Here is a 20,273-nt window from a genome sequence, read left to right on the forward strand (position 1 = left end):
TGATTAATTCATCATAGGAAAAAGAAAAAAAGTACAGCGACATAATGAATGAGAATTTTACTTGTAGAGGATGATGTTACTCAGTTACAACCACTACAGGGTGCGCTATCGAAAGTCGGACATATTGTAGATGGTGCTGAAGATGGTGAAACAGCCCAATGGTTAATGCAACAGAGAGACTACGATCTGTTAATTTTAGATTGGATGTTGCCCAAAGTGAGTGGTGTTAGTCTGTGTCAACAGTATCGTCAAGCAGGAAAAACGGCTCCAGTGCTGATTCTCACAGCTAAAGATGCAATTTTGGATAAAGTATCTGCTTTAGATGTTGGTGCAGATGACTATCTAGTTAAACCCTTTAGTTTGCTGGAACTGTTGGCAAGAGTACGAGCACTGGGACGCAGAGCGCCACTCTGGCAAGGCGACACGCTAGAGTTAGCCGACCTACAACTTCATCTCAACACTCTAACGTTACAACGCCAGGAAGTTACAGTCCAGTTGTCGGGTCGAGAGTTTCAATTGCTAGAATATTTCTTTCGACATCCCAGGCAGGTACTTACTCATGACCAAATCGAACAAGCACTTTGGGAGTGGAATATACAACCAGACAGTAAAGCGATCGCCATGTTAGTGCATCGACTGCGGCAGCGCTTACAGATGGTGAAAGCAGAAGATTGGCTGCAAACCGTTTACGGTATGGGATATAGATTGCTTGCTCCTGAATCATGCGATCGCTAATCCCTAACATGTTCAACCGGAGTAGGCGTAACCTAGCTCGCTGGTTTACGCTCTCTATGGGAAGTATTTTGGCGATCTTCGCGACAATACTTTACTTTTTAGAAGTAAAAGAGCAATTGCGGGCATTTGACCAAGAACTTTACAATACAACTCAGTTGATGGCGGCTGGCGTTGAAGATGGACTTTACCAAGAACAGCAACGTATTAGTCTTGAAGATGTCCCCATCTTGGGTGGTGAAGCTTTGCCCTTTGACAATAAAATTATTTATGCCCGTTGGTACACTCCCAAAAAGCAATTACTAGAGTTTTTTGGTGTCATTCCATCAGAGCAGTTAAATAATCGATTAGGATTTCAAACAATTGAGTCAAGCGATCGCGTTTTTACCAGTGTTCGCCAAAATAAACAGCTGCGTCAATTAACAGTTCCTGTTTTTCAGGATAAACAATTAATTGGCTATCTAGAGATAGCCGCTTCTTTAGCGCCTGTTGAAGAAACTTTATGGTCGTTGAGACTGTTTTTAATAGTAGGTGTACCCATTGCTTTAAGCGTAATTGGTTTGACGGGGTGGTTTCTTGGTGGAATGGCCATGCAGCCAATTCGCCAAGCCTACGAGCAATTACAGCGTTTTACAGCCGATGCTTCCCACGAGCTACGGACACCCCTTCAGGCAATTCGGAATCATGCTCAGTTTAGTTTGCTCGAACCAATCGATCCCAATCAACAGCAAAGTTCCCTGGAAAATATTGACCAGATTGCTGAATCAATGGGCATGTTGATTAGTGATTTATTATTTTTAGCTCGAAATGAAGGACAGTTAAAGCCAGAGGCACTTCACCTCGTCAATTTGGTTAGCTGGCTGGGAGCATTAGTAGAGGAATACACTCACTCAGCAAAGGTAAAAAACTTAGAATTCACCAGCGAATTTCCTGAACAATTGGTAATGTTGAGAATAAATCCAGATTTAATGCGGCAAGCAGTAACAAATCTTCTTAGTAATGCCTGCCGCTACACGCCGTCTGGAGGTAGAGTTTGCTTACGAGTCTTCTTTGAGTCTCGTTGGGTAGTAATTGAAGTACACGATAGCGGTATTGGGATTCCAGAGGCAGATTTACCGCATATCTTTGAGCGGTTTTATCGAGTAGATAGTGTGCGATCGCGCCATACAGGAGGCTTCGGGTTAGGATTAGCGATCGCTCAACAAATTGTCCAGGTACATGAAGGACAAATTATCGCAATCAGCCGTTTGGATGAAGGCTCTACATTTCAAATCAAGCTACCCTTCACGCTTAAACCTTTACCATAACGAGCAATTCATACTGGGCAAGCAAAGATTTTAATTAGACCTCTTGGCAAAAGTACTTTTTGCACTCTCGTGGGTAAAGGTTAAAGGTTAAAGAGGAAGGGAAAATACAAAACCTTTACTCTTTCCCCCCGCCCCTTATCGCCAGAAGAGACCCCACCTTCCCCTTTTCCCGACAAATGCCAAGAAGTCTATTGTTTGTTAGTGAAGGAATTTCTTGGCTTAAGACCGTGCTGTTACTTTCTTGTTACTTTTATCCGGCAATCTGAAAATAAGCGTGAGTTACACATCAGATTGGAGGTCTTAACAAATGAATTTCAATCCTATACCCAGCATCGTTTTAACTAGCTTGTTTGCCTTGCTAATTTCTTTTGAGGTGGAAGCGCAGAAAGCACCAAACCAAATTGACAATTTGCCAAACGCTCGTGTTACTACTATCTCCGGTCAAGTTACTAAGCTTTTAGATGACGAGTTCATTCTCAACGATGGTAAGGGACAAATCATTGTTGAGGCAGAACCTCATTTGGGGCAACCCATTAACCTCTCTGTAGGAGAACAAGTCACCGTAGTTGGCAACTATGATAACAATGAGTTCAATGCCCTTAGTATTACTCGTGCCAACGGTGAAACTATTCAAATTCATGACGATTAAATCTCCGATACTTCAGGTTGTTCCCATGAATCTAATTTTGATTGCTGAAGACTAACCGGCGTTGCTGAATCAAGGAATGATTCTTGTAGGGTGGGCGACACGAGAGCCTCGAAATACAAGGGATGGGCATCTTGCCCATCTCACAAAACTAGCAAAATCATCCCGCTTTCTCTGCAACGCCGACTAATCTTGTTTGCTGTTTTTTTCTCTATCACTAGAATGATGGCTACTTTTCCAGTCGCAGACATAATGTGACCTTAGTAGGTATAAAACATCAAATAGGATAGGAGATGAATGTGGCTGAAGAATTTAAAAAAGGCGATCGCGTTGAATGGAACACTTCACAAGGTAAGACAACTGGCAAAGTTGTAAAGAAGCTCACTTCACCTACAGATATTAAAGAACATCATATTGCTGCAAGTGAAGATAACCCTGAGTACTTAGTTGAAAGCGATAAGACAGGGAAACAAGCTGCTCACAAGCCTGATGCTCTGAAGAAAGTAGAGGAGTAATGCTTAGTTATGAGTAAAGATGTTAAAGCCGTGGTTGACGAGTTTTATCAAGTTGTCAATATGACACCTAAAGAACTAGAGTCTTGGCTAGATACGGATGAGTCACAAACTGTCGGACAAAAGGATGGCGACGATGAGTCAATCGGTCATAAATCTGGACAGCGTATCATCCAGCTATTGCAGAAAAAGGATGATTACACCGACGACGATCTTTCGCACATGAAGAAAGTTATTAGTTACGTCCATCGTCACATGGCACAGAAGCCATCGGGTGATTTGGAACACACACGCTGGTGCTATTCTTTGAAAAATTGGGGACACGATCCACTTAAGTAAAGTACTTTGTAGCCTGCCATTTAGGTGGGCAAATTCCTGCGATCGCTCTTAGTGCTTACGCCGCAGAAACCACACAAAAACAGGTTTTTACAGCCGGATTTCAACTCCATATCGCTAAACCAGCCGATCCTGCCAGATTGGTAGCTGCGATCGCATCTCTTGTGAAGAATTGAACTTTTAAAAGTCATCAGGTTTGAAGCACGCAGACTAAGTAAATTGGTGAGAATAATTCAAACTATATTAACTAATGTAAAAAATATTGAAATTAGTTTCTAGTGAGCGGCTCCAGCCCTTACTACAAACCTTTAATTATTTATGCCATCCTACTTAAGAGAAAAACTTACGCGCTTACAGTGGGATTATATAGTAAGGATGTAAACACGTTGTTTGTCCATCTCTAACCTAGTTCTACACTTGTCACAGCAAAGATGCGATTAATAGGTAAACTAGGAATTTCTTTAGTGTACATCCGAGCAGTTTGAGAGACTGGCTGCAATTGGTAACGTTGAACTAGGTCAATCGCTTGTAGATTTGCATCCGGCACATCAAAAAACACTGGAGCATGAGGATTTTGTGCAAGCAAGGCTTGAAACAATGCTTCAGCAATCTGTTCGTCATTAGCAAATAGTGGCCCAACCCTAAAACCTGTATGGGCAGGTCGGATAACTCCGTAACCAGCAACAGATCCATTTTTGAGAAACCCGAAAGCAATACTTTCTGGCTGTTCAATCCAATGTTGCAGAAACAGCGATCGCTTAGAAGGAAAAAATTGGCGATCGTAAGCCACCAAATCTTCAAAAGGCACTGTTTTCAGATCCACGATTCCAGCAGGCACAACACCGCCACCTACCCCTTCATAACGAATATGGTTATAAGCGATTTTGAAACCAGACTTTTTGTAGTTATCTTGTTGAGCTACTGCACCATCCAAGCCGATGTTACGATCGGCACCCAGATAGTCCATTGCTGTCTTCCAAATTTTTATACCCAACCCCTGCCCACGAAACTGGGGTTTCACAACGTAAAAACCTATAACGGCAAAGTGTGGATCGTAAGCAACAGCAGAAATGCACCCCACCGGCTCACCATTCAACTCACCCAAGAAAAAACCGCTCTCGTCAGTTTGATAAAAAGATTGAGCATCATACTTTCCTGGATTCCAACCTTCGGTTGCTGCCCAAGTAATCGCCAAATCCATTTCCGACCTTTTCATTGAGCGGACGACGAAATTCTCAGTGGTCATAATATCTTCTTACTGCTAGGCTGTTAACTATTTAACTTTGCTTTTGCAAACTAAGTGATAACTCTTAATATTACTTTTTTGTATAGCTGCGACTTCTAGTCGCTTGAGCATCTTTTATTCAAAAAATACTGTCTATTACCATATACTAATACACGATTTTGCAAGTGCGATCGCCATTTTTTTAGCGGTGATTTAAAGATTTTAGGGAAATTCTGACAAATCAAGAGTGAGACTTTGTGCGACACAATTCTAAATAAATTAGTCATGCTTTTGTCACAATTTTGCAATAGCTCTGTGAATATAACCCAATTTATCCCACTATTTTGCAACGCCAATTATTCTTGCAGACGAGCAATTACACAGTGCATAACTTTAATTTCATTAACAATTCGATCCAGTTCTGTAGAGAGGGGAGTTTGTTCTCGAACGGCTTGTAATGTGGGAGTTAAAGTGTTGGAATTGGTAGCAATCTCTGATAACCGAGCAGTATGTAGCTGTTGGATTTGGTTGTGAATTGCTTCGAGATCGCTATCTAGCGCTGGTAATGGTTGGGGTGAGTGTCCCTGTCCAAGAGCATCTGCTAAGTTTTCCAAAACTTGGACAATGGTATCGGCAAGTTGCTTGAGTTCAGTAAATTGGTACTCGCCGCTAAATTCCCGCAGATGTTCTGCCAAAGTTGTTACCGAACTGAAAAAGCCACGAATGTATGCCATCAACGTCATTACAGGTTCGATTTCTCCCTGAATATGACGAGGTTCGCTGAACAATCGTTGAGCTGCGGCGTTAGCGTTGACGTTTTCTAGTGCTGCTTGGTGGCGTAGCATATTGATAGAATCAGCAAACGCATTATGTTCTGGATGGAGATAGTTAGCTATTACTTGCTGAAAGTAAGCAAGATTAGCTCGAATTGTCTTTTCCAGTTGTGCAGGAAGTTGCTGTCGTTCCCAACGCGGGAAAAGCAAATAGCTACCAAGCAGTGCTAAGGCACCCCCAGCAAAGCTATCGAAGATCCGCAATACTCCAACCTGCCAGCCACCTGCACTAATCATGTTGAGTAGCAATATGATGGCGGGAGTGAGTAGTATGGTGAATATACTGTAGCTTAACGATCGCACCGACATCGCCACAAACACCAGCAGCAGGAAACAAACTGCGATCGCCAATTGATTCTTAACTAGTAAAATCAGAGCAATGCCAATAATTCCACCTAAAATAGTACCGATGACTCTTTGGACTGTTGTCTGTGACGTTCCGCCAAAGTTGGGTTTGAGTGCAACTAAAGCTGTGAGCGTGATCCAGTAGCCTCTAGGTAGTTGGAATAGCGAGGCAATTAATTCAGCAAAAGTTACGATCAGTGCGAGGCGCAACGCATGACGAAAGAGGACTGAATCAAAAGTGAAGTTATTTCGCAGCGTATCAATGATTGTAGAACGTTCTGGTTGGGCTGGAGGGGAAATATCTCGTTGGGTAATGCTGTTACGCAGTTTTCCTTGGCTTAAATCTGTAACAATCTCTGCATCAGTATGAATTTGCTCTACTAGCTTTGTCAGACTGGCTGTAATTTTCCCAAGGTTGAGGAGATCGGAATAATCATCTGTTTGAGCATTGATAGTTTGATTGAGGACTTGCGAACGCAGAACTTGCCTTTGGTGTTCTAGTGCTTCAAGACTCCGATCGAGATCCCCTAAGTGAGGTGAGTTTTTTCCTTTGGCAATCGCTTCTGATAATATTTGCAGAGCAATTGCTGACTGTTGTATCACTTGTTGAATTTCTGGTTGTAACCGAGAAAATAATTGATGTTCGGATGCGATCGCTAATAGTTCGTTCAGTGCGACAACAGAATTAACAATTTGATTAACATCCTCGATTAATACGAGTAACTGATTTCCTCGTAGGTTAGCTCCTCTTTGCCTAGTCCAAATAGTTGTCCAGACGCTACGGGCAGATATCAAGTTTTGAATAACTGTATCCTGAGCTTGCAAAAATCGCTGTTCCCACTCCTGACGATCCTTTGGATTTAATGCTCTGTGGCCTACCAAGTCCACAAAATTGCTTAATGAGAAATAACAGTTAGCAACTATCTGCATTGCAGGTACATAAGGACGCACCACCCACAGTCCTAATGACAGGACAGTTGTCCATGTTCCACCAGCCAGACATAGCCCACAATGTTGAATAAGAGTAGGCAAATTAGAAAATGCAGCAAATCTAGCCAGCGCAATCACAAACATGATCGAAGTAATCAAGCTGACAGATGCAGCCACGTTGCCATAGAGATTCGCTAAACCTGCGATAAATATTACCAAGAACGTGGTCGGGACAGCTAACCAGAGATGACTGCTAACCAGACTTGCGATTAAAAACATCACAGTTACCCCAATCGTAGCTGCGATCATCGCGATCGCTCGCTGACGGTAGGCTCCCTCAACATTCACCATCCCAACAAACCAAGCTGCCATAGTGGCGATCGCACTTTCAGCAGTATGACCTGTAATGATGCCAATTCCAATCGGGACACCCAGTACAAAAAGGCTACGCAATCCAGAGGAAAGGGCGGGTTTACCTGGCTGGAGTTGAAACTGCTGCAACAACCAACCCAGAGGACGTTTATCTGTAAATGACATTATGAGACTGGCGATTATAACAAAGCGCGATCGCTTCTTACAGCATTTTAGCCAGATATAACTGCGTGGAGGATGGCTTTATATTCGCTCCAATATAAAATCACTCCAATACTACTATTCTATCGATATACCAATACACGTAAGGGAGGCGATTAAACAATGGCGCATTTACTGACAATGGTTTCCAGCCCATTCTGTACCTGCTCAAGTTCTTGGCGCTTTTGGTAAATCCACATCTTTTCAGCCTCACGTTGTTCCAGGGTTTCGTTGTGAGCTTTTTCCTGCTGTTCTAGGAGATTTTCGTAAAGTGCGATCGCTTGTGCGATTACTCGACTAGCTGATTCAACTCGGCTATTAAAAACTGAGCCAACTATTTCATCTAATTTTTCGGAGAATTTATCCATTGATTCATCGAATTTTTCAAATCCTAGTTCAAAAATTTTTCCCTTTATTTGGTCTTTTAGTCCATCGAAATCTAGCATTCCTAAACCAAACGAACCCGCAATTGCAGCAGCTACACTTGCAACAATTACGGCAATAAAACCAAGTCCTGTAAATACAATTAATCCAGCAGCTAAAGCACCACCTATTCCAACACCACCGCCAAATCCTCCCATACCCATAAAGTCATCATTTATACCATTAATTGAAAGTTTAAGCTGTTGACTGAAATTTGTTTGTATATGTTCGTCAAGGCTTTGAAACTGACCTTGAATTGCATCTAGTTCATACGCAATACTAGTTTCTAAATACTTAAGATTTTTTTGCAAAATTACATCTTTAAGTTTTGTATTTCCCCATTCATCTATTTCTTTTGACAAGTCTCTAATAAATTGATTTGTATAATCTCTAATGAGTTTGTCTTGGCTCCAAACAGGGCTGTGTTCAGAATGCCAGTGTTGACTTTTATTAACCATGCGATCGCCTAATTCTTCACGCCATTCATCCCAAGATTCAGCAATTTGCTCAAACACTAATTCTATAAGTTGATCTGCCAATAGATGGATTCTGACATCGCGCCCACTAGCTTCTCCTATTTTTTCTAAAATTTTCTGCTTTTCTGCTTCAGAAATTTGAATTTTTCCATCTAAAGTACCATTCGATTTATATAGCCCATCTAAACCTTTTTCAATAACTCTATTTATTTGACTAATAGAGTGCTTAATTTTTACTCTTCCACTATCAAACGTCAAAAACTTCTCAATAGACTGAGTAAAATTTTGGAACGCCTTGAAATACTCATCTTCATTCCCTCGTAAAATTGCATCCAGTGCAGCTTGAGCAGAAATAAAATGAACACGGTTTTTACCTGCAACTATAGGATTTTGACCTTGTACAAATCTTTCGATCCTCTGTTGCACTTGCTCACGTCCTTTTTCACTACGCACTAAATCTATAAAATTTCCTACTACAAAAAGATTGTTAGCAGGTTCATTTTCTTTACCATGATTTAGTTGAGTTCTCACATCCTGGAGTAAATCGCGTTCTACCTGAGTTAGAGAACGGGAGGCATTAGTTAGGAATATAACTGCATCCGTGTCCTTCAGCAGTTTTTGAGTAATGGCAGTGCGGTCAGGGTGTTCGTTTAATCCTGGAGAATCTACAATTTCTACCCCACTACTACATAAGTCTAAATCAGGATGCTCAAAAACAATTTCATCAATTTCATCATGTGCTAGTTCATCACTGAGACATCCAAGTGCTGCATCTTCTGAAATTGTTGCTTTTAGTTGATATTGCTCAAAAGGAATTTCTTCTTCTTGCCCATCTTTATAACGACAGACTACCCGCTTTTGGCTTCCATATTTTAAAACTGTTACTATCCCACTACAAGGAATCTCTCTCGCAGGTTGAATTTCCTCACCTAGTAAGGCATTAAGTAAAGTTGATTTTCCTTGACTAAACTCGCCTAGTACTGATAGCCGAAAGCGCTGGGATTGTATTTTTTGAGATACTTTCCCTAACTCCTTCATCAAAGTGTGAGGTAAGAAGCCACGATTGGTACAGTCTTGGATTATCTGAAATAACTGATAACAACAATTGTCTACTTGTTTGCGATATTCTTGAAACTTTTTCAATTCTCCGTAAGATACATTTATGTGTGGTTTGGTTATTTTGTTTTTTGGTTTAGCAGGTAAAGTGGCTAACATATCACTAGCAGCCTTAACAAATATAGTATCCAATTCTTGAAAACGAGCAGGATTGAGTAAAAAATGTACTTCATCTAAAGCAATAGGCTCCAGATTTTCTTGATGAGTAAAACCAGCTTCTAAAATTGCTAAATGTTGTGATTTAATGCCTAAGTGCTTGGCAAGTATCTCCAAATATTTTTTCTCGTGGGGGTCAATTTCACCATCTGCTGCTGACATTTCATAGCCAAAGCTAATTAACAAAAGCTTTTCTGACTCTGAAAGTGGAGCCGCTAAGGATAGTAAGTTATTAATTTGCTTATAAACTTGATTTTCTTTGACTCCCTTAATCATCAAATGTGTCAACTTACGCACATCACTTTCTGGATTGCTAAATCGATAAAGGGTTGTTAATAAACGTTGCTTTTCTGACTCTGCTACTATGCCATCTACAAATATCACTCCCAGCAGTACCGTAACTAAATTTGCCAGAAATATCACAGGTGGCGTGAGATTCTTTTGAGTCAGTTTTTGTCCGGTAATCTGCGACAATAGCTCAACAGTCTGAGAGCTAACTAGTGAAGTATCCATAAATTATGTAAGGTGAGAAAGTTTTTCAGGCTTAGTATGCCCAGATTTAGACAAAATTAATTGATATACCGAATAAATACGGTTATATTTACTTTTTTATACCAGTTAGGCTCAAGAAAATTAGCTTTTAGCAACCTAAAAATATGCTGTTTCAATTTGCGCCTGCAATTCAAGCTGGTATTGATGCTGGGAGATATCTACAAGTCTTTAGCAATGGAGTACCCATAAGCATGGTTAGAGATAAAGTTAGCGGGCAGTTTATTGCCCATGCTATTGGTGCTACTGTTAACAACAGTCCTTTATCTCCACTGATGGCAGCTTCTAATCTAGTAACCAGTGGGATGCAAATGTATCAAACTCAGCAAGGTTTTACGGCTGTACTGAATGGCTTGCAAACTATACAAAGTAGCTTGGGTGTGCTGCAAGCAACTACAGCTTTGATTGGTGTGGGAACGATCGCAGGTGTAGCATTAACAGCAGTCAACCTGCATCAGACATTGAAATTAAGAAAAGAAGTAGAGCAATTAAGGCTGGAAGTCAAAAACGGTTTTATTGACTTGAAACAAGCTTTAAAAGACCAAGGAGTAGAAATTAGGCAAATAATCGAGCAAGTAGCTCAAGATATTAAATTTGAACAACATCGCACAGTTTTAGTGAGGGCGTATGGAGTGTTTATCCAGGCGATGAACCGCTTCCGTTCAGCGATGCAATTGCAAGATTTCAGCCGGAGAAACGCTGAGATTGATGGCGTGAGGGGAATGTTATTTGCGGCTTTAGCAGATTACAGCAACCCCCATTTACTGGAAGAAACCTGTGCAGCTGGTCAGCTACGCAGACTCGAATGCGCTTGGGCAATTGAACAGGCGATTGTTGCAACTTATCAAGTACAGAATGAAGTTTCAGCAGTGAGCGATCGCTTGTCTCATCTCCAAGATAAAATCTGTCAAGATGCTCTCACCGTGATTAATCGCTGCGAATCACATGATGAGCTTGATTTTCTCTTTCCCGAAATTATCCGCATTAAAAATCATGATTTAGCAGTATTGGATTCGTGGCAAAATCATGTTGATTGGATGCGATCGCTTCCTTCATCAGATTTAAAGCTTTTAAGTAGTGCTGATTTTAATAGTCCAGAGACTCACTACTCCACAATCAATGTAGCAGAACCGCCAGAACAATTAGTATATGAGAGTTTAGCCGAAAAATCTCATTTCTATTCGCTTCGTGACCAGTTACTATTTATATTCGAGCCTGAACTACGTCGAGAGTATGAATTTTATATTAGCGATCGAGCTGGAATTACTGGTTATAAAACATTAGTTACATCTAATTTGCAACAGGCATCAGACTTAACTGTTGGTAATCTTTATTACTATTTTAAGGTGAGAGATGAATCTAAAGATGAGACAGAGTTAGTTTCAGCTAACTAAAACACATACAGAAATTCTTGAAGTAACTATTTTCTCAAGTCCGCATAGGCGGACTTTTTTATATAGCTGCGACTTTCAGCTACTTAAGCATTATTTACTCAAATACTACTGTTATATTACCAATTTGCTCTTTTATTTTATTTTGTGATTAGGCAAATTTTGCTAAACCTGATTCAAGAATTTTTCGTTTTATTCCTGTATCTTGTTGTCAATCTACCCAATTTGTAAATTTATTTATACTAGATACAAATAGAGAACTATGGAGACTGGCAATGCAGATGGTTGAAAACAACTATACATATCGAAAAATACAAACAGTTTTCTCTCATTTATTTACTCTCAAACAGATGCTTGAGTTTTTAGATTAACTATTAAAATTAGCTCAAAAATAATTGAGAAAAGTTCATCTTTCATTAAGATTAAGTCATCATAGTCATCATTTTTATCCCCAGAGACTCGAACAAAAGAAAATCGCGCTCGTAAATTTATTTTTTTTAGCGATCGCATCTTTGCTAGTTTATTAGTTCAAATGTACTATATTGCTTACTCAAGTTTCGGGTGGGTGTCGGTAAAATTGGATGTATATCAATCACCATAAAGGTTTGAAGTTTAGCACTCCTGACTAGTCTAAACTCCAGTATTGAGTGGAAAACGTTTTAGTCAATTTTGCGAAGTTTCGGTTAAAAAGAAAAAAGTCATTATTGACACCATCAAAAAAAACCGAAAACAGTTATAAATATATCTTGGGTGAAAAAGTACTTAAGTTCTGTGCTAAATCTATCTTTGTCTGTAGAGGAATTTGGGTATGCTAAGACGCAAGCGCGGAGTTATACTCACTTCTGTCGGTTTACAGAAGTTTGAGGAAGCAAGGCACAAGTTTGAGTTTCGAGATAATTTTGGCAAGAGATTTACTCTTGAAGAGTTAAGCTACCGCACTAACTTAGATCCTCTAACAATTAGAAAAGTTTTGAACCGTAGGAAGGGAGTCGACAAGCGAACACTTGAGGCTCTCTTTCTTGGTTTTGATAGCTGCCTATGCGAAGGCTACTATTCGACCTCAGACCCCAATTGCCGTCAAGATTGGGGGGAAGCTGTTTCTGTTTTAGCATTTTACGGACGTACAGAAGAACTCAGTACTCTGGATGAGTGGTTGCTGAAGGATAGCTGTCGATTAGTGACCATTCTCGGAATGGGTGGAGTAGGGAAAACTAGTCTGTCGATCAAATTGGCAGAACTAATGCAAGACAAATTTGATTGTATTGTCTGGCGATCGCTGTATGACGCTCCACCCATTGATACATTCTTGGGTAGCATCATTCAGTTTCTGTCTGACGAGCAAGAAACTGAGGCAGAATTGCCGGAAAGCGTTAGTGATAAGATTTCCCAGCTGCTTAACTACTTTAAGGAAATGCGCTGCTTGGTCGTGTTCGATAATGTAGATGCTGTATTACGTGGTGGGAGTCGAGCAGGACAATACAGGGTTGGATATGAGCAGTATGGCGAACTCCTCAAACGAGTAGGTAAATCAGATCACCAGAGTTGCTTGATACTCACAACGCGAGAAAAACCGAAAGAGGTCGCCTCTCTAGAAGGAGAAGCCTTGCCAGTGCGAACTTTGCGATTGGGTGGACTAAAAGAAGGAGAGGGAGAGGAAATTCTTAAGAGTAAGAGGCTCAAGGGTTTAGAAACTCAATTCAGCGCACTGGTTATACGCTATGGAGGCAATGCCTTAGCCTTAAAAATTGTCGCAACTACAATTCAAGATTTATTTGATGGTTATATTTCTGAGTTTTTAAAGGAGGAAACCACCGTATTTGGCGATCTTCGCGACCTATTAGACCAGCAATTTGAGCGTTTATCTGATGAGGGAAAGCATGTAATGTACTGGCTAGCGATTAATCGGGAGCCAGTGAACCTCTCTAAGTTACGAGAAGATTTAGTATCGCCTTTTCCACAACTGAATTTAGTTGAAACGCTGGAATCTTTGGGACGGCGATCGCTCATTGAACGACATACAACTTGCTTCACCCTACAGCCAGTCGTCATGGAGTACGTGACAAGTCGCTTGGTTGAACAAGTTTGTGAGGAGATTGCTAACCAGGAGTTTTCGCTTTTTAAAAGCCATGCTCTGATCAAAGCTACCGCCAAAGACTATGTAAGAGAGACTCAAATTCGTCTGATTCTCTATCCCGTGATTAACAGGTTAATTCCAGTCTTTGAAGGCAAAAAAAACTTGGAATATCAACTGACTCAAATTTTACTCAAGCAGCAACAGAAGTCACCTTTGGAGCCGGGATATGTAGCAGGTAATATTTTTAACTTACTCAATCAGCTAGGAACTAATTTAACGGGCTATGATTTCTCTGGTCTAACCATTTGGCAGGCTGACCTACGAGATGTAAATTTACAAAATACAAACTTTGCTTACGCCAATCTAGCCAAGTGTACGTTTACTGAAACTTTTGGTGCTATTCATGCGGTAGCTTTTAGTCCTGATGGAGAACTTCTGGCGGTAGGTGACAGTAATGGAGAAATTCATCTTTACCAAGTTAGCGATGTGCAACCAGTCTTCATCTGCACGCGACACAAGAGTTGGGTAACATCACTGACGTTCAGCCCTGATGGTAAGATTCTCGCTAGCGGCAGCACAGATTACACAATAAAGCTATGGGATGTTAGTACTGGTCAGTGCCTTCGCACCTTAGAAGGGCATACAAATGAGGTTTGGTCGGTTGCATTTAGCCAAGATAATTGCACATTAGCAAGTGGCAGCGATGACTGCACCGTGAAGCTATGGAATAGCAGCACTGGAGAATGCTTGAAAACACTTGAGGGACATCTTAGTTGGGTACTCTCTGTTGTCTTTAGGGGAAATACTCAACTGTTGAGTGGTAGTGACGATCGCACCGTTAAATTGTGGGATATCAACACTGGAAAGTGTATGCAAACGTTTGAAAAGCATCATAATAGTGGAATCCGGTCAATTACCCTCAGTCCAGATGGTCAGATACTAGCAACTGGCAGCGAGGATCAAACTATTAAGCTATGGAAGACTCAAACGGCTGAATGTCTCAAAACACTTCTGGGGCATTCTAATCGAGTTTTTTCTGTGGACTTCAGCCCACAAGGCGACCTTTTGGCTAGTGGTGGGCACGATCATACCGTGAAGTTATGGAATGTCGATACGGGTGAATGTTTCAAAACGCTGCAAGGACATTTCAGTTGGGTCTTTTCAGTTGCCTTCAGCCCCCAAGGTAAGTTTCTGGCTAGCGGCGGCCACGATCAAACAGTGAAGCTATGGAGTGTCGAGACAGGTGAATGCCTCAAGACCTTACAAGGATATACCAATCAAATACTCTCTGTCACCTTTAGTCCTGTTAGCGCCAGCTTGTCGTCAGGCATTGGTCAAATTTTTGCCAGTAGCAGCCGCGATCGCACTGTGAGGTTATGGGATGCCGCAACTGGCGAATGCCTCCAAGTGTTAAAAGGACATTCCAACTCGGTTCATTCAGTTATCTTTAATCATGAAGGAAATATCCTAGTCAGCAGTAGTGTAGATAAAACACTAAAAATATGGGATGTTCGTTCAGGTCAAACCTTAAAAACCTTACAGGGACATCGCGCAGCAGTTTTATCGATTGCCTTTAGTCCAGACAGCCAAACCATAGCAAGTGGTAGTGAAGACTGTACTATAAAACTGTGGGACGTTCGTTCAGGTCGAACCTTAAGAACCTTACAGGGGCATGACGCTGCGGTTTGGTCAGTTACCTTCATCTCTCAAGGAGATATATTGGCGAGTGGCTCCTGGGATCAAACGGTCAAGTTATGGGATATTCACACGGGTAACTGCCTCAGAACGTTGGCAGGACACACGAGTTGGATTTGGGCAATTGCGATCGCTCCCGATGGTAATACCCTGGCAAGTGCTAGTCCAGATCGAACAATCAGGTTGTGGAATCCAGACACGGGTGAGTGCCTCAAAGTTTTACAAGCAGACACAAACTGGTTGCAATCCATCGCCTTTAGCCCTGATGGCAGAATACTGGCTAGCACTAGTCACGATCTGACAATCAAGTTGTGGGATGTCTCTACAGGCGAGTGTCTGAAAGTTTTGCACGGACATACAGGCTTGGTTTGGTCAGTTGCTTTTAGTCCAGACAACCAAACCTTAGTTAGTGGCGGTGACGATGAAACGATTAGACTTTGGGATATCGTAGCAGGCAAATGCTTAAAAACCATGAGAGCAAGTAAGCCCTATGAACAAATGAATATTTTCGGAGTTAAAGGTTTAACTGAGGCGACAACTGCCACGTTGACCTCTTTAGGAGCAGTTATCTAAGTTCAAACCATTAGCCTAGTAGTTCGCTTTCGTGACGAAAGCGGGGTAAAGGGTAAGGGGGAAGGTGGAGTCCCCTCTGGGGATAAGGGGCGGGGGAAAAGGTTTTAAATCCCTTACCCTTTACCCTTTTCCCTTTCCCCAGTGTTTATCTTTGATTCTGTGGCAAACAGAATTATCTTACCCTTTCCCCTTTCCCCAGCCTCACCCAGCTTTCGTTGGCTTGACAGACCACTAGCGGGACTTAGACATAACTGTTTGGGCTGCTTGGAGGGTGCGATCGATGTCTGCTTCGGTATGAGCTAAAGAAGTAAATCCGGCTTCAAATTGAGATGGAGCTAAATAAATTCCATGTTCCAACATACCGCGATGGAAGCTAGCAAATTTACTTAAATCAGACTTTTTGGCATCCTCATAATTGCGAACTGGACTTTCGTTAAAGAAGAAACCAAACATGCCGCTAATGCGATCGCCGCAGGCAGCATGACCTGTTTGTTTAGCAATTTCCAGTATCCCTTGTGTGAGTCGCTTTGTAATGCGATCGAGATACTCGTAAGTTCCAGGTCGTTGCAACAACTCTAGCGTCTTAATTCCTGCCGTCATTGCCAGTGGATTCCCCGAAAGCGTTCCGGCTTGATACACATTTCCGGCTGGAGCAACCATCGACATAATTTCTTGGCGACCACCATAAGCGCCTACGGGTAGACCGCCACCGATGACCTTACCTAAAGTAGTTAAATCAGGAATAACACCAAATTTTTCCTGCGCTCCACCGTAAGCGATGCGAAAGCCTGTCATCACTTCATCAAATACCAGCAGCGCTCCATACTCCTGCGTCAGTTTTCGCAAACCTTCAAGAAAACCCGCAGCAGGTGGAATAAAACCTGCATTTCCAACCACAGGTTCAACAATGACACCAGCAATTTCATCAGGATTTTGCTCGAATAATACTTTTACTGCTTCTAAATCGTTGAAAGGAGCAGTCAGCGTGTTGCTAGTTACGGATTTGGGTACGCCAGGAGAATCGGGCAAGCCGAGAGTGGCAATACCAGAGCCAGCCTTCACAAGAAACATATCGGCGTGTCCGTGGTAGCAGCCTTCAAACTTGATTACTTTCTCCCGCCCCGTAAAAGCTCGCATCAGACGAAGCACAGCCATACAAGCTTCTGTGCCGGAGTTGACAAAACGCACCATTTCGATACTCGGAACAGCATCGATTACCATCTGTGCCAGTACATTTTCGAGATAACAGGGCGCACCAAAGCTAGTTCCTTTTTCCAAGGCATCGTGCAGAGCAGCAATGACTTCAGGATGAGTGTGACCGCAGATAGCAGGCCCCCAACTGCCGACATAATCGATATATTGATTGCCATCCACATCCCAGATGTAAGCATCCTTGACGCGATCGAACACAATCGGCTGTCCGCCAACAGATTTGAAAGCCCGTACGGGAGAACTGACTCCTCCTGGCATTAATTTTTGGGCAGCAGCAAAGATTTCCGCCGATTGGGTGGTTTTTAAGCGAGTCGTTGCAATCATAATTTTTTCTCCTGAGATTTTGACTTGGGTTCTAGAGTTATAGCAACAGGCAAGGTGGTTAGGACATCAACAGACGATAAAACTTAGACACAAAAAGGCTTTTCACCCAGTCCCCAGTCCCCAGTCCCTTGCTATAAAAGTTAGCTGAAACCAACCGATTTCAATTCGAGCATGACTTCATTGCGTCTGAATGCGGGCAAGATGAAGGGAGAATCATAGAAAGCATAAATCGGTTTACCTTTTGGCTCGATACCTTGTTGAGCCAGAAAAGCAGATAATTTGACTTCCTTTTCTTGCAATTGTTCATCCCCAGCCGAGCCGGAGAAACGAATTGCCGCAACTTTGTTGCTGGGAACTTCTTTGATAGTAATGCGAGAGTCTTTTGGTTTCGGCAGCGTTGCTAGGGTGTATTCTGAGGGCATCACGAACTGTACCGCCCAAGTGCTAGCAATATTTCCTCGCGCTTCTTGTTGAATGACGGGCGCAGTCATGGCGATTTTTTCACTTGGCTGAGATTGCGTGACGGGCGCAGTCATGGCAATTTTTGTTACAGACGTGTTTTCACCAAATATGTAAGCGGCAAGAATCGAAAATGCAGCTTTGTTTGCTCGATCTCTTTGGGCTTCAATGAGTGTTTCGGCAACAATTTTTGGCTCGTATTGCCGTATTTCAATATCATCATAGGATTGCAATACGCAATATTTTGCTTCTTCAGTTTGACTCATCAGACTTTCACAAATAACTAAAATTAATCGTATAAAACTAGTCGCCTACTTCTTGTACTAACCGTCCATCTTCCATCTCGATGATGCGATCGGCAATATCGAGAATTCGATTATCGTGAGTGACGAGTAAAATGGTGCAACCTTGCTCTTTAGCTAAACGCTGCATGATATCTACAACATCGCGACCTGATTTTTTATCGAGAGCAGCAGTAGGTTCGTCGGCAAGAACAATTTTAGGATGACTCGCTAAAGCACGAGCGATCGCAACTCGCTGCTTTTGCCCTCCAGAAAGACTGTCTGGATAATAATCGATGCGATCGCCCAAACCAACACTTTTGAGAGTATCCGTCGCCAGCCTATCCATATCTTGCTTGAGGTATTCATCGTGCAGTTCTAAAGACATTCGGACATTCTGCTTGGCAGTTAAGAAAGTCAACAAATTGTGTGCCTGAAAAATATAACCAATCTGCCGCCGTACTTCCATCAATTGCCGCTTACTAGCCCCACACATTTCCTGTCCCAAAACTTTCAGGTTGCCTTCTTTAGCGGTTCTCAATCCACCTATTAATGTTAGTAAGGTGGTTTTACCAGAACCAGATGGCCCAGTCATAATTACGATTTCTCCAGAATAAATGTCGAGATTAATATCAAACAAGACTTGCTTGCAGAGTTGTCCCCGACCGAAGTAGTAATCGAGATGGCAAACTGAAATAACTGGTTGTTGGGAAGGATTTTGAAATTTGAGTTTTGAGCTTCGATCGAGACTAATTTCTTGCAGCATGAGAGTTCAACTGTAAATTTGGGTTTCGTTCTAGAAAACTATGAGTTTTGAAATGCGGTATTTTACTAAACTTCAACTCAAAACTTAGAAGATATCAGCTGGATCGGCTGCTCGTAATTTTTGTATGGCAAGCGTTCCCGCTCCAATACACATGACGAAAGTCAAAATTAGCACAGTTACCGCGCGAGCTAATTTCATTGCAGTCGGTAAAAACGTCACGGATTGAAAAAAAATGTAAAATCCACTTGAGAGCAAAAAACCTGGAATAAAGCCCAAAACTGCTAAAATAAAAGCTTCTTGAGCGATAACTTTAATTAGATATATATCGCTGTAACCCATTGCTTTTAAAGTTGCATATTCGGGCAAATGATCTGAAACATCAGTATAAAGAATTTGATAAACAATGACTGCTCCAACTAAAAAACCGATTGCGACACCAAGGTTAAAAGTCGGGCCAATAGAGGAGCCTGTAGACCAATATGCACTTTCACGAGCAGTGAATTCAGCGATGTTTAGTACTAGTAAATCATCCGGTAGCTTGGCTCGTAAATCAGCCTGGATCTGCTCAATGGAGGCATTTGATTCTACGTCAATAATACCAAGATCGATGTCGTTTGCTTGGCGTTGAGGAAAGAGTCGTAAAAAGGTAGAATCGCTGACGATCAGATTGCCGTCAGCAGAAAAAGAAGAACCGAGCTTAAATAATCCAACTATTTGAATTTGATAATCGTTAGTTTGGACGATCAGCGGATTCTGTTTTTTCAGCAAACTAGGAACGTCCCCAAGCTGAGGAACCAATCCAGCCCTATCAAATAACGCTCGATTCAATAACTTCAGTTTATTCAATTGTTGATTGACTTCTGGCAAGTCAAATGCTGGCTGATTTGGATCGATTCCATAGACGAAAAGTTTACGGCTAGCTCGATTTTCAGGATTTCGCCACGATGCTTGACTCACATATAGCGTCGCCAGGGATTTTACACCGTTAACACCTGCTATTTTATAGAGTTTATTTCTGGAAAAACTTTTGATAGATTGCAAGTTATCAGACAGTTTATTGACTAAAAATAAATCTCCTTTAAGCGTGGTATAGGGAGTAACTTGCGAATCAAATAGTGCATCCCTAACTCCCAGTTGAAAAAACATTAGAAAATCGGCAAAAGCGATTCCTGCTATAGCAACGAACAATCGAGTCTTTTGACGGCTCATTTGCCGCCAAGCAAGTGGGGTTTTACGAAATAATTTATCGAATATAGTCAAGTTGCTTCGCTCCCATTCAAAATTATAAATTCAAAATTCAAGCAACATATCTTTGGGTGAAGTGAAGACGCGATTCATC

At 41.7% G+C, this 20,273-nt stretch carries 14 protein-coding genes and 1 pseudogene; 8 read left to right on the top strand and 7 right to left on the bottom strand.

Annotated elements, in window-relative coordinates:
* Positions 1 to 48 precede the first annotated feature (48 nt).
* The 6 genes and pseudogenes from RMZ42_RS25895 to RMZ42_RS34805 form a co-directional block, all read left to right on the top strand.
* Entirely contained in the window at positions 49 to 735 is a 687-nt protein-coding gene (locus RMZ42_RS25895) for a response regulator transcription factor (RefSeq protein ID WP_322674107.1), read from the top strand.
* A gap of 68 nt (positions 736 to 803) precedes the next feature.
* Positions 804 to 2,039 carry a HAMP domain-containing sensor histidine kinase gene (locus tag RMZ42_RS25900; protein WP_322674108.1) on the top strand — a complete coding sequence of 412 codons (1,236 nt, stop codon included), beginning with the start codon at positions 804 to 806 and terminating at the stop codon, positions 2,037 to 2,039.
* 307 nt (positions 2,040 to 2,346) lie between these two features.
* Entirely contained in the window at positions 2,347 to 2,688 is a 342-nt protein-coding gene (locus RMZ42_RS25905; protein WP_322674109.1) for a hypothetical protein, read from the top strand.
* Positions 2,689 to 2,984: 296 nt separating this feature from the next.
* Positions 2,985 to 3,200, top strand: a complete 216-nt coding sequence (locus RMZ42_RS25910) for a DUF2945 domain-containing protein (protein ID WP_322674149.1) — start codon at positions 2,985 to 2,987, stop codon at positions 3,198 to 3,200.
* A gap of 9 nt (positions 3,201 to 3,209) precedes the next feature.
* The gene (locus RMZ42_RS25915) at positions 3,210 to 3,536 is read left to right on the top strand and encodes a DUF3140 domain-containing protein (RefSeq protein ID WP_322674110.1); all 327 of its coding nucleotides are present in this window, start codon (positions 3,210 to 3,212) and stop codon (positions 3,534 to 3,536) included.
* A 23-nt stretch (positions 3,537 to 3,559) separates the two neighbouring features.
* Positions 3,560 to 3,709: pseudogene (locus RMZ42_RS34805) on the top strand (response regulator); the annotation flags it as partial.
* Between the two features lie 224 nt (positions 3,710 to 3,933).
* On the opposite strand, the gene RMZ42_RS25920 reads toward RMZ42_RS34805, so the two are convergent.
* From RMZ42_RS25920 to RMZ42_RS25930, 3 genes are all read right to left on the bottom strand, one after another.
* On the bottom strand, positions 3,934 to 4,779 hold the full coding sequence (locus tag RMZ42_RS25920) for a GNAT family N-acetyltransferase (protein WP_322674111.1): 846 nt from the start codon (positions 4,777 to 4,779) through the stop codon (positions 3,934 to 3,936).
* Positions 4,780 to 5,114: 335 nt separating this feature from the next.
* Positions 5,115 to 7,403, bottom strand: a complete 2,289-nt coding sequence (locus RMZ42_RS25925) for an FUSC family protein (protein WP_322674112.1) — start codon at positions 7,401 to 7,403, stop codon at positions 5,115 to 5,117.
* A 152-nt stretch (positions 7,404 to 7,555) separates the two neighbouring features.
* Complete coding sequence (locus RMZ42_RS25930; RefSeq protein ID WP_322674113.1) at positions 7,556 to 10,123, bottom strand: dynamin family protein; 2,568 nt, start codon at positions 10,121 to 10,123, stop codon at positions 7,556 to 7,558.
* Positions 10,124 to 10,266: 143 nt separating this feature from the next.
* Between RMZ42_RS25930 and RMZ42_RS25935 the strand changes: the two genes are divergently transcribed.
* Together RMZ42_RS25935 and RMZ42_RS25940 are read left to right on the top strand one after the other, a co-directional pair.
* A complete protein-coding gene (locus RMZ42_RS25935) occupies positions 10,267 to 11,553 on the top strand; it encodes a hypothetical protein (RefSeq protein WP_322674114.1) in 1,287 nt (428 codons plus the stop codon).
* 805 nt (positions 11,554 to 12,358) lie between these two features.
* The gene (locus RMZ42_RS25940) at positions 12,359 to 15,892 is read left to right on the top strand and encodes an NB-ARC domain-containing protein (protein ID WP_322674115.1); all 3,534 of its coding nucleotides are present in this window, start codon (positions 12,359 to 12,361) and stop codon (positions 15,890 to 15,892) included.
* A gap of 231 nt (positions 15,893 to 16,123) precedes the next feature.
* On the opposite strand, the gene hemL is transcribed toward RMZ42_RS25940, so the two are convergent.
* From hemL to devC, 4 genes are all read right to left on the bottom strand, one after another.
* Positions 16,124 to 17,428, bottom strand: a complete 1,305-nt coding sequence (hemL, locus tag RMZ42_RS25945) for a glutamate-1-semialdehyde 2,1-aminomutase (protein WP_416211835.1) — start codon at positions 17,426 to 17,428, stop codon at positions 16,124 to 16,126.
* 140 nt (positions 17,429 to 17,568) lie between these two features.
* Positions 17,569 to 18,153: a heme-binding protein gene (locus tag RMZ42_RS25950; protein ID WP_322674116.1), complete on the bottom strand. Its 585-nt coding sequence runs from the start codon at positions 18,151 to 18,153 to the stop codon at positions 17,569 to 17,571.
* 37 nt (positions 18,154 to 18,190) lie between these two features.
* Entirely contained in the window at positions 18,191 to 18,934 is a 744-nt protein-coding gene (locus RMZ42_RS25955) for a DevA family ABC transporter ATP-binding protein (protein WP_322674117.1), read from the bottom strand.
* 84 nt (positions 18,935 to 19,018) lie between these two features.
* A complete protein-coding gene (devC, locus tag RMZ42_RS25960; RefSeq protein WP_322674118.1) occupies positions 19,019 to 20,194 on the bottom strand; it encodes an ABC transporter permease DevC in 1,176 nt (391 codons plus the stop codon).
* Between the last annotated feature and the right edge of the window lie 79 nt (positions 20,195 to 20,273).

Origin of the sequence: Nostoc sp. DedQUE05, assembly GCF_034530955.1 — a bacterium.
GTDB lineage: Bacteria > Cyanobacteriota > Cyanobacteriia > Cyanobacteriales > Nostocaceae > Nostoc.

What these genes read in the sequence shown, in the direction of transcription:
- RMZ42_RS25895 (WP_322674107.1), top strand. Translation starts at nt 49, where the DNA reads ATGAGAATTTTACTTGTAGAGGATGATGTTACTCAGTTACAACCACTA.
- RMZ42_RS25905 (WP_322674109.1), top strand. Translation starts at nt 2,347, where the DNA reads ATGAATTTCAATCCTATACCCAGCATCGTTTTAACTAGCTTGTTTGCC.
- RMZ42_RS25915 (WP_322674110.1), top strand. Translation starts at nt 3,210, where the DNA reads ATGAGTAAAGATGTTAAAGCCGTGGTTGACGAGTTTTATCAAGTTGTC.
- RMZ42_RS25920 (WP_322674111.1), bottom strand. Translation starts at nt 4,779, where the DNA reads ATGACCACTGAGAATTTCGTCGTCCGCTCAATGAAAAGGTCGGAAATG.
- RMZ42_RS25925 (WP_322674112.1), bottom strand. Translation starts at nt 7,403, where the DNA reads ATGTCATTTACAGATAAACGTCCTCTGGGTTGGTTGTTGCAGCAGTTT.
- RMZ42_RS25930 (WP_322674113.1), bottom strand. Translation starts at nt 10,123, where the DNA reads ATGGATACTTCACTAGTTAGCTCTCAGACTGTTGAGCTATTGTCGCAG.
- RMZ42_RS25935 (WP_322674114.1), top strand. Translation starts at nt 10,267, where the DNA reads ATGCTGTTTCAATTTGCGCCTGCAATTCAAGCTGGTATTGATGCTGGG.
- RMZ42_RS25940 (WP_322674115.1), top strand. Translation starts at nt 12,359, where the DNA reads ATGCTAAGACGCAAGCGCGGAGTTATACTCACTTCTGTCGGTTTACAG.
- hemL (WP_416211835.1), bottom strand. Translation starts at nt 17,428, where the DNA reads ATGATTGCAACGACTCGCTTAAAAACCACCCAATCGGCGGAAATCTTT.
- RMZ42_RS25950 (WP_322674116.1), bottom strand. Translation starts at nt 18,153, where the DNA reads ATGAGTCAAACTGAAGAAGCAAAATATTGCGTATTGCAATCCTATGAT.
- RMZ42_RS25955 (WP_322674117.1), bottom strand. Translation starts at nt 18,934, where the DNA reads ATGCTGCAAGAAATTAGTCTCGATCGAAGCTCAAAACTCAAATTTCAA.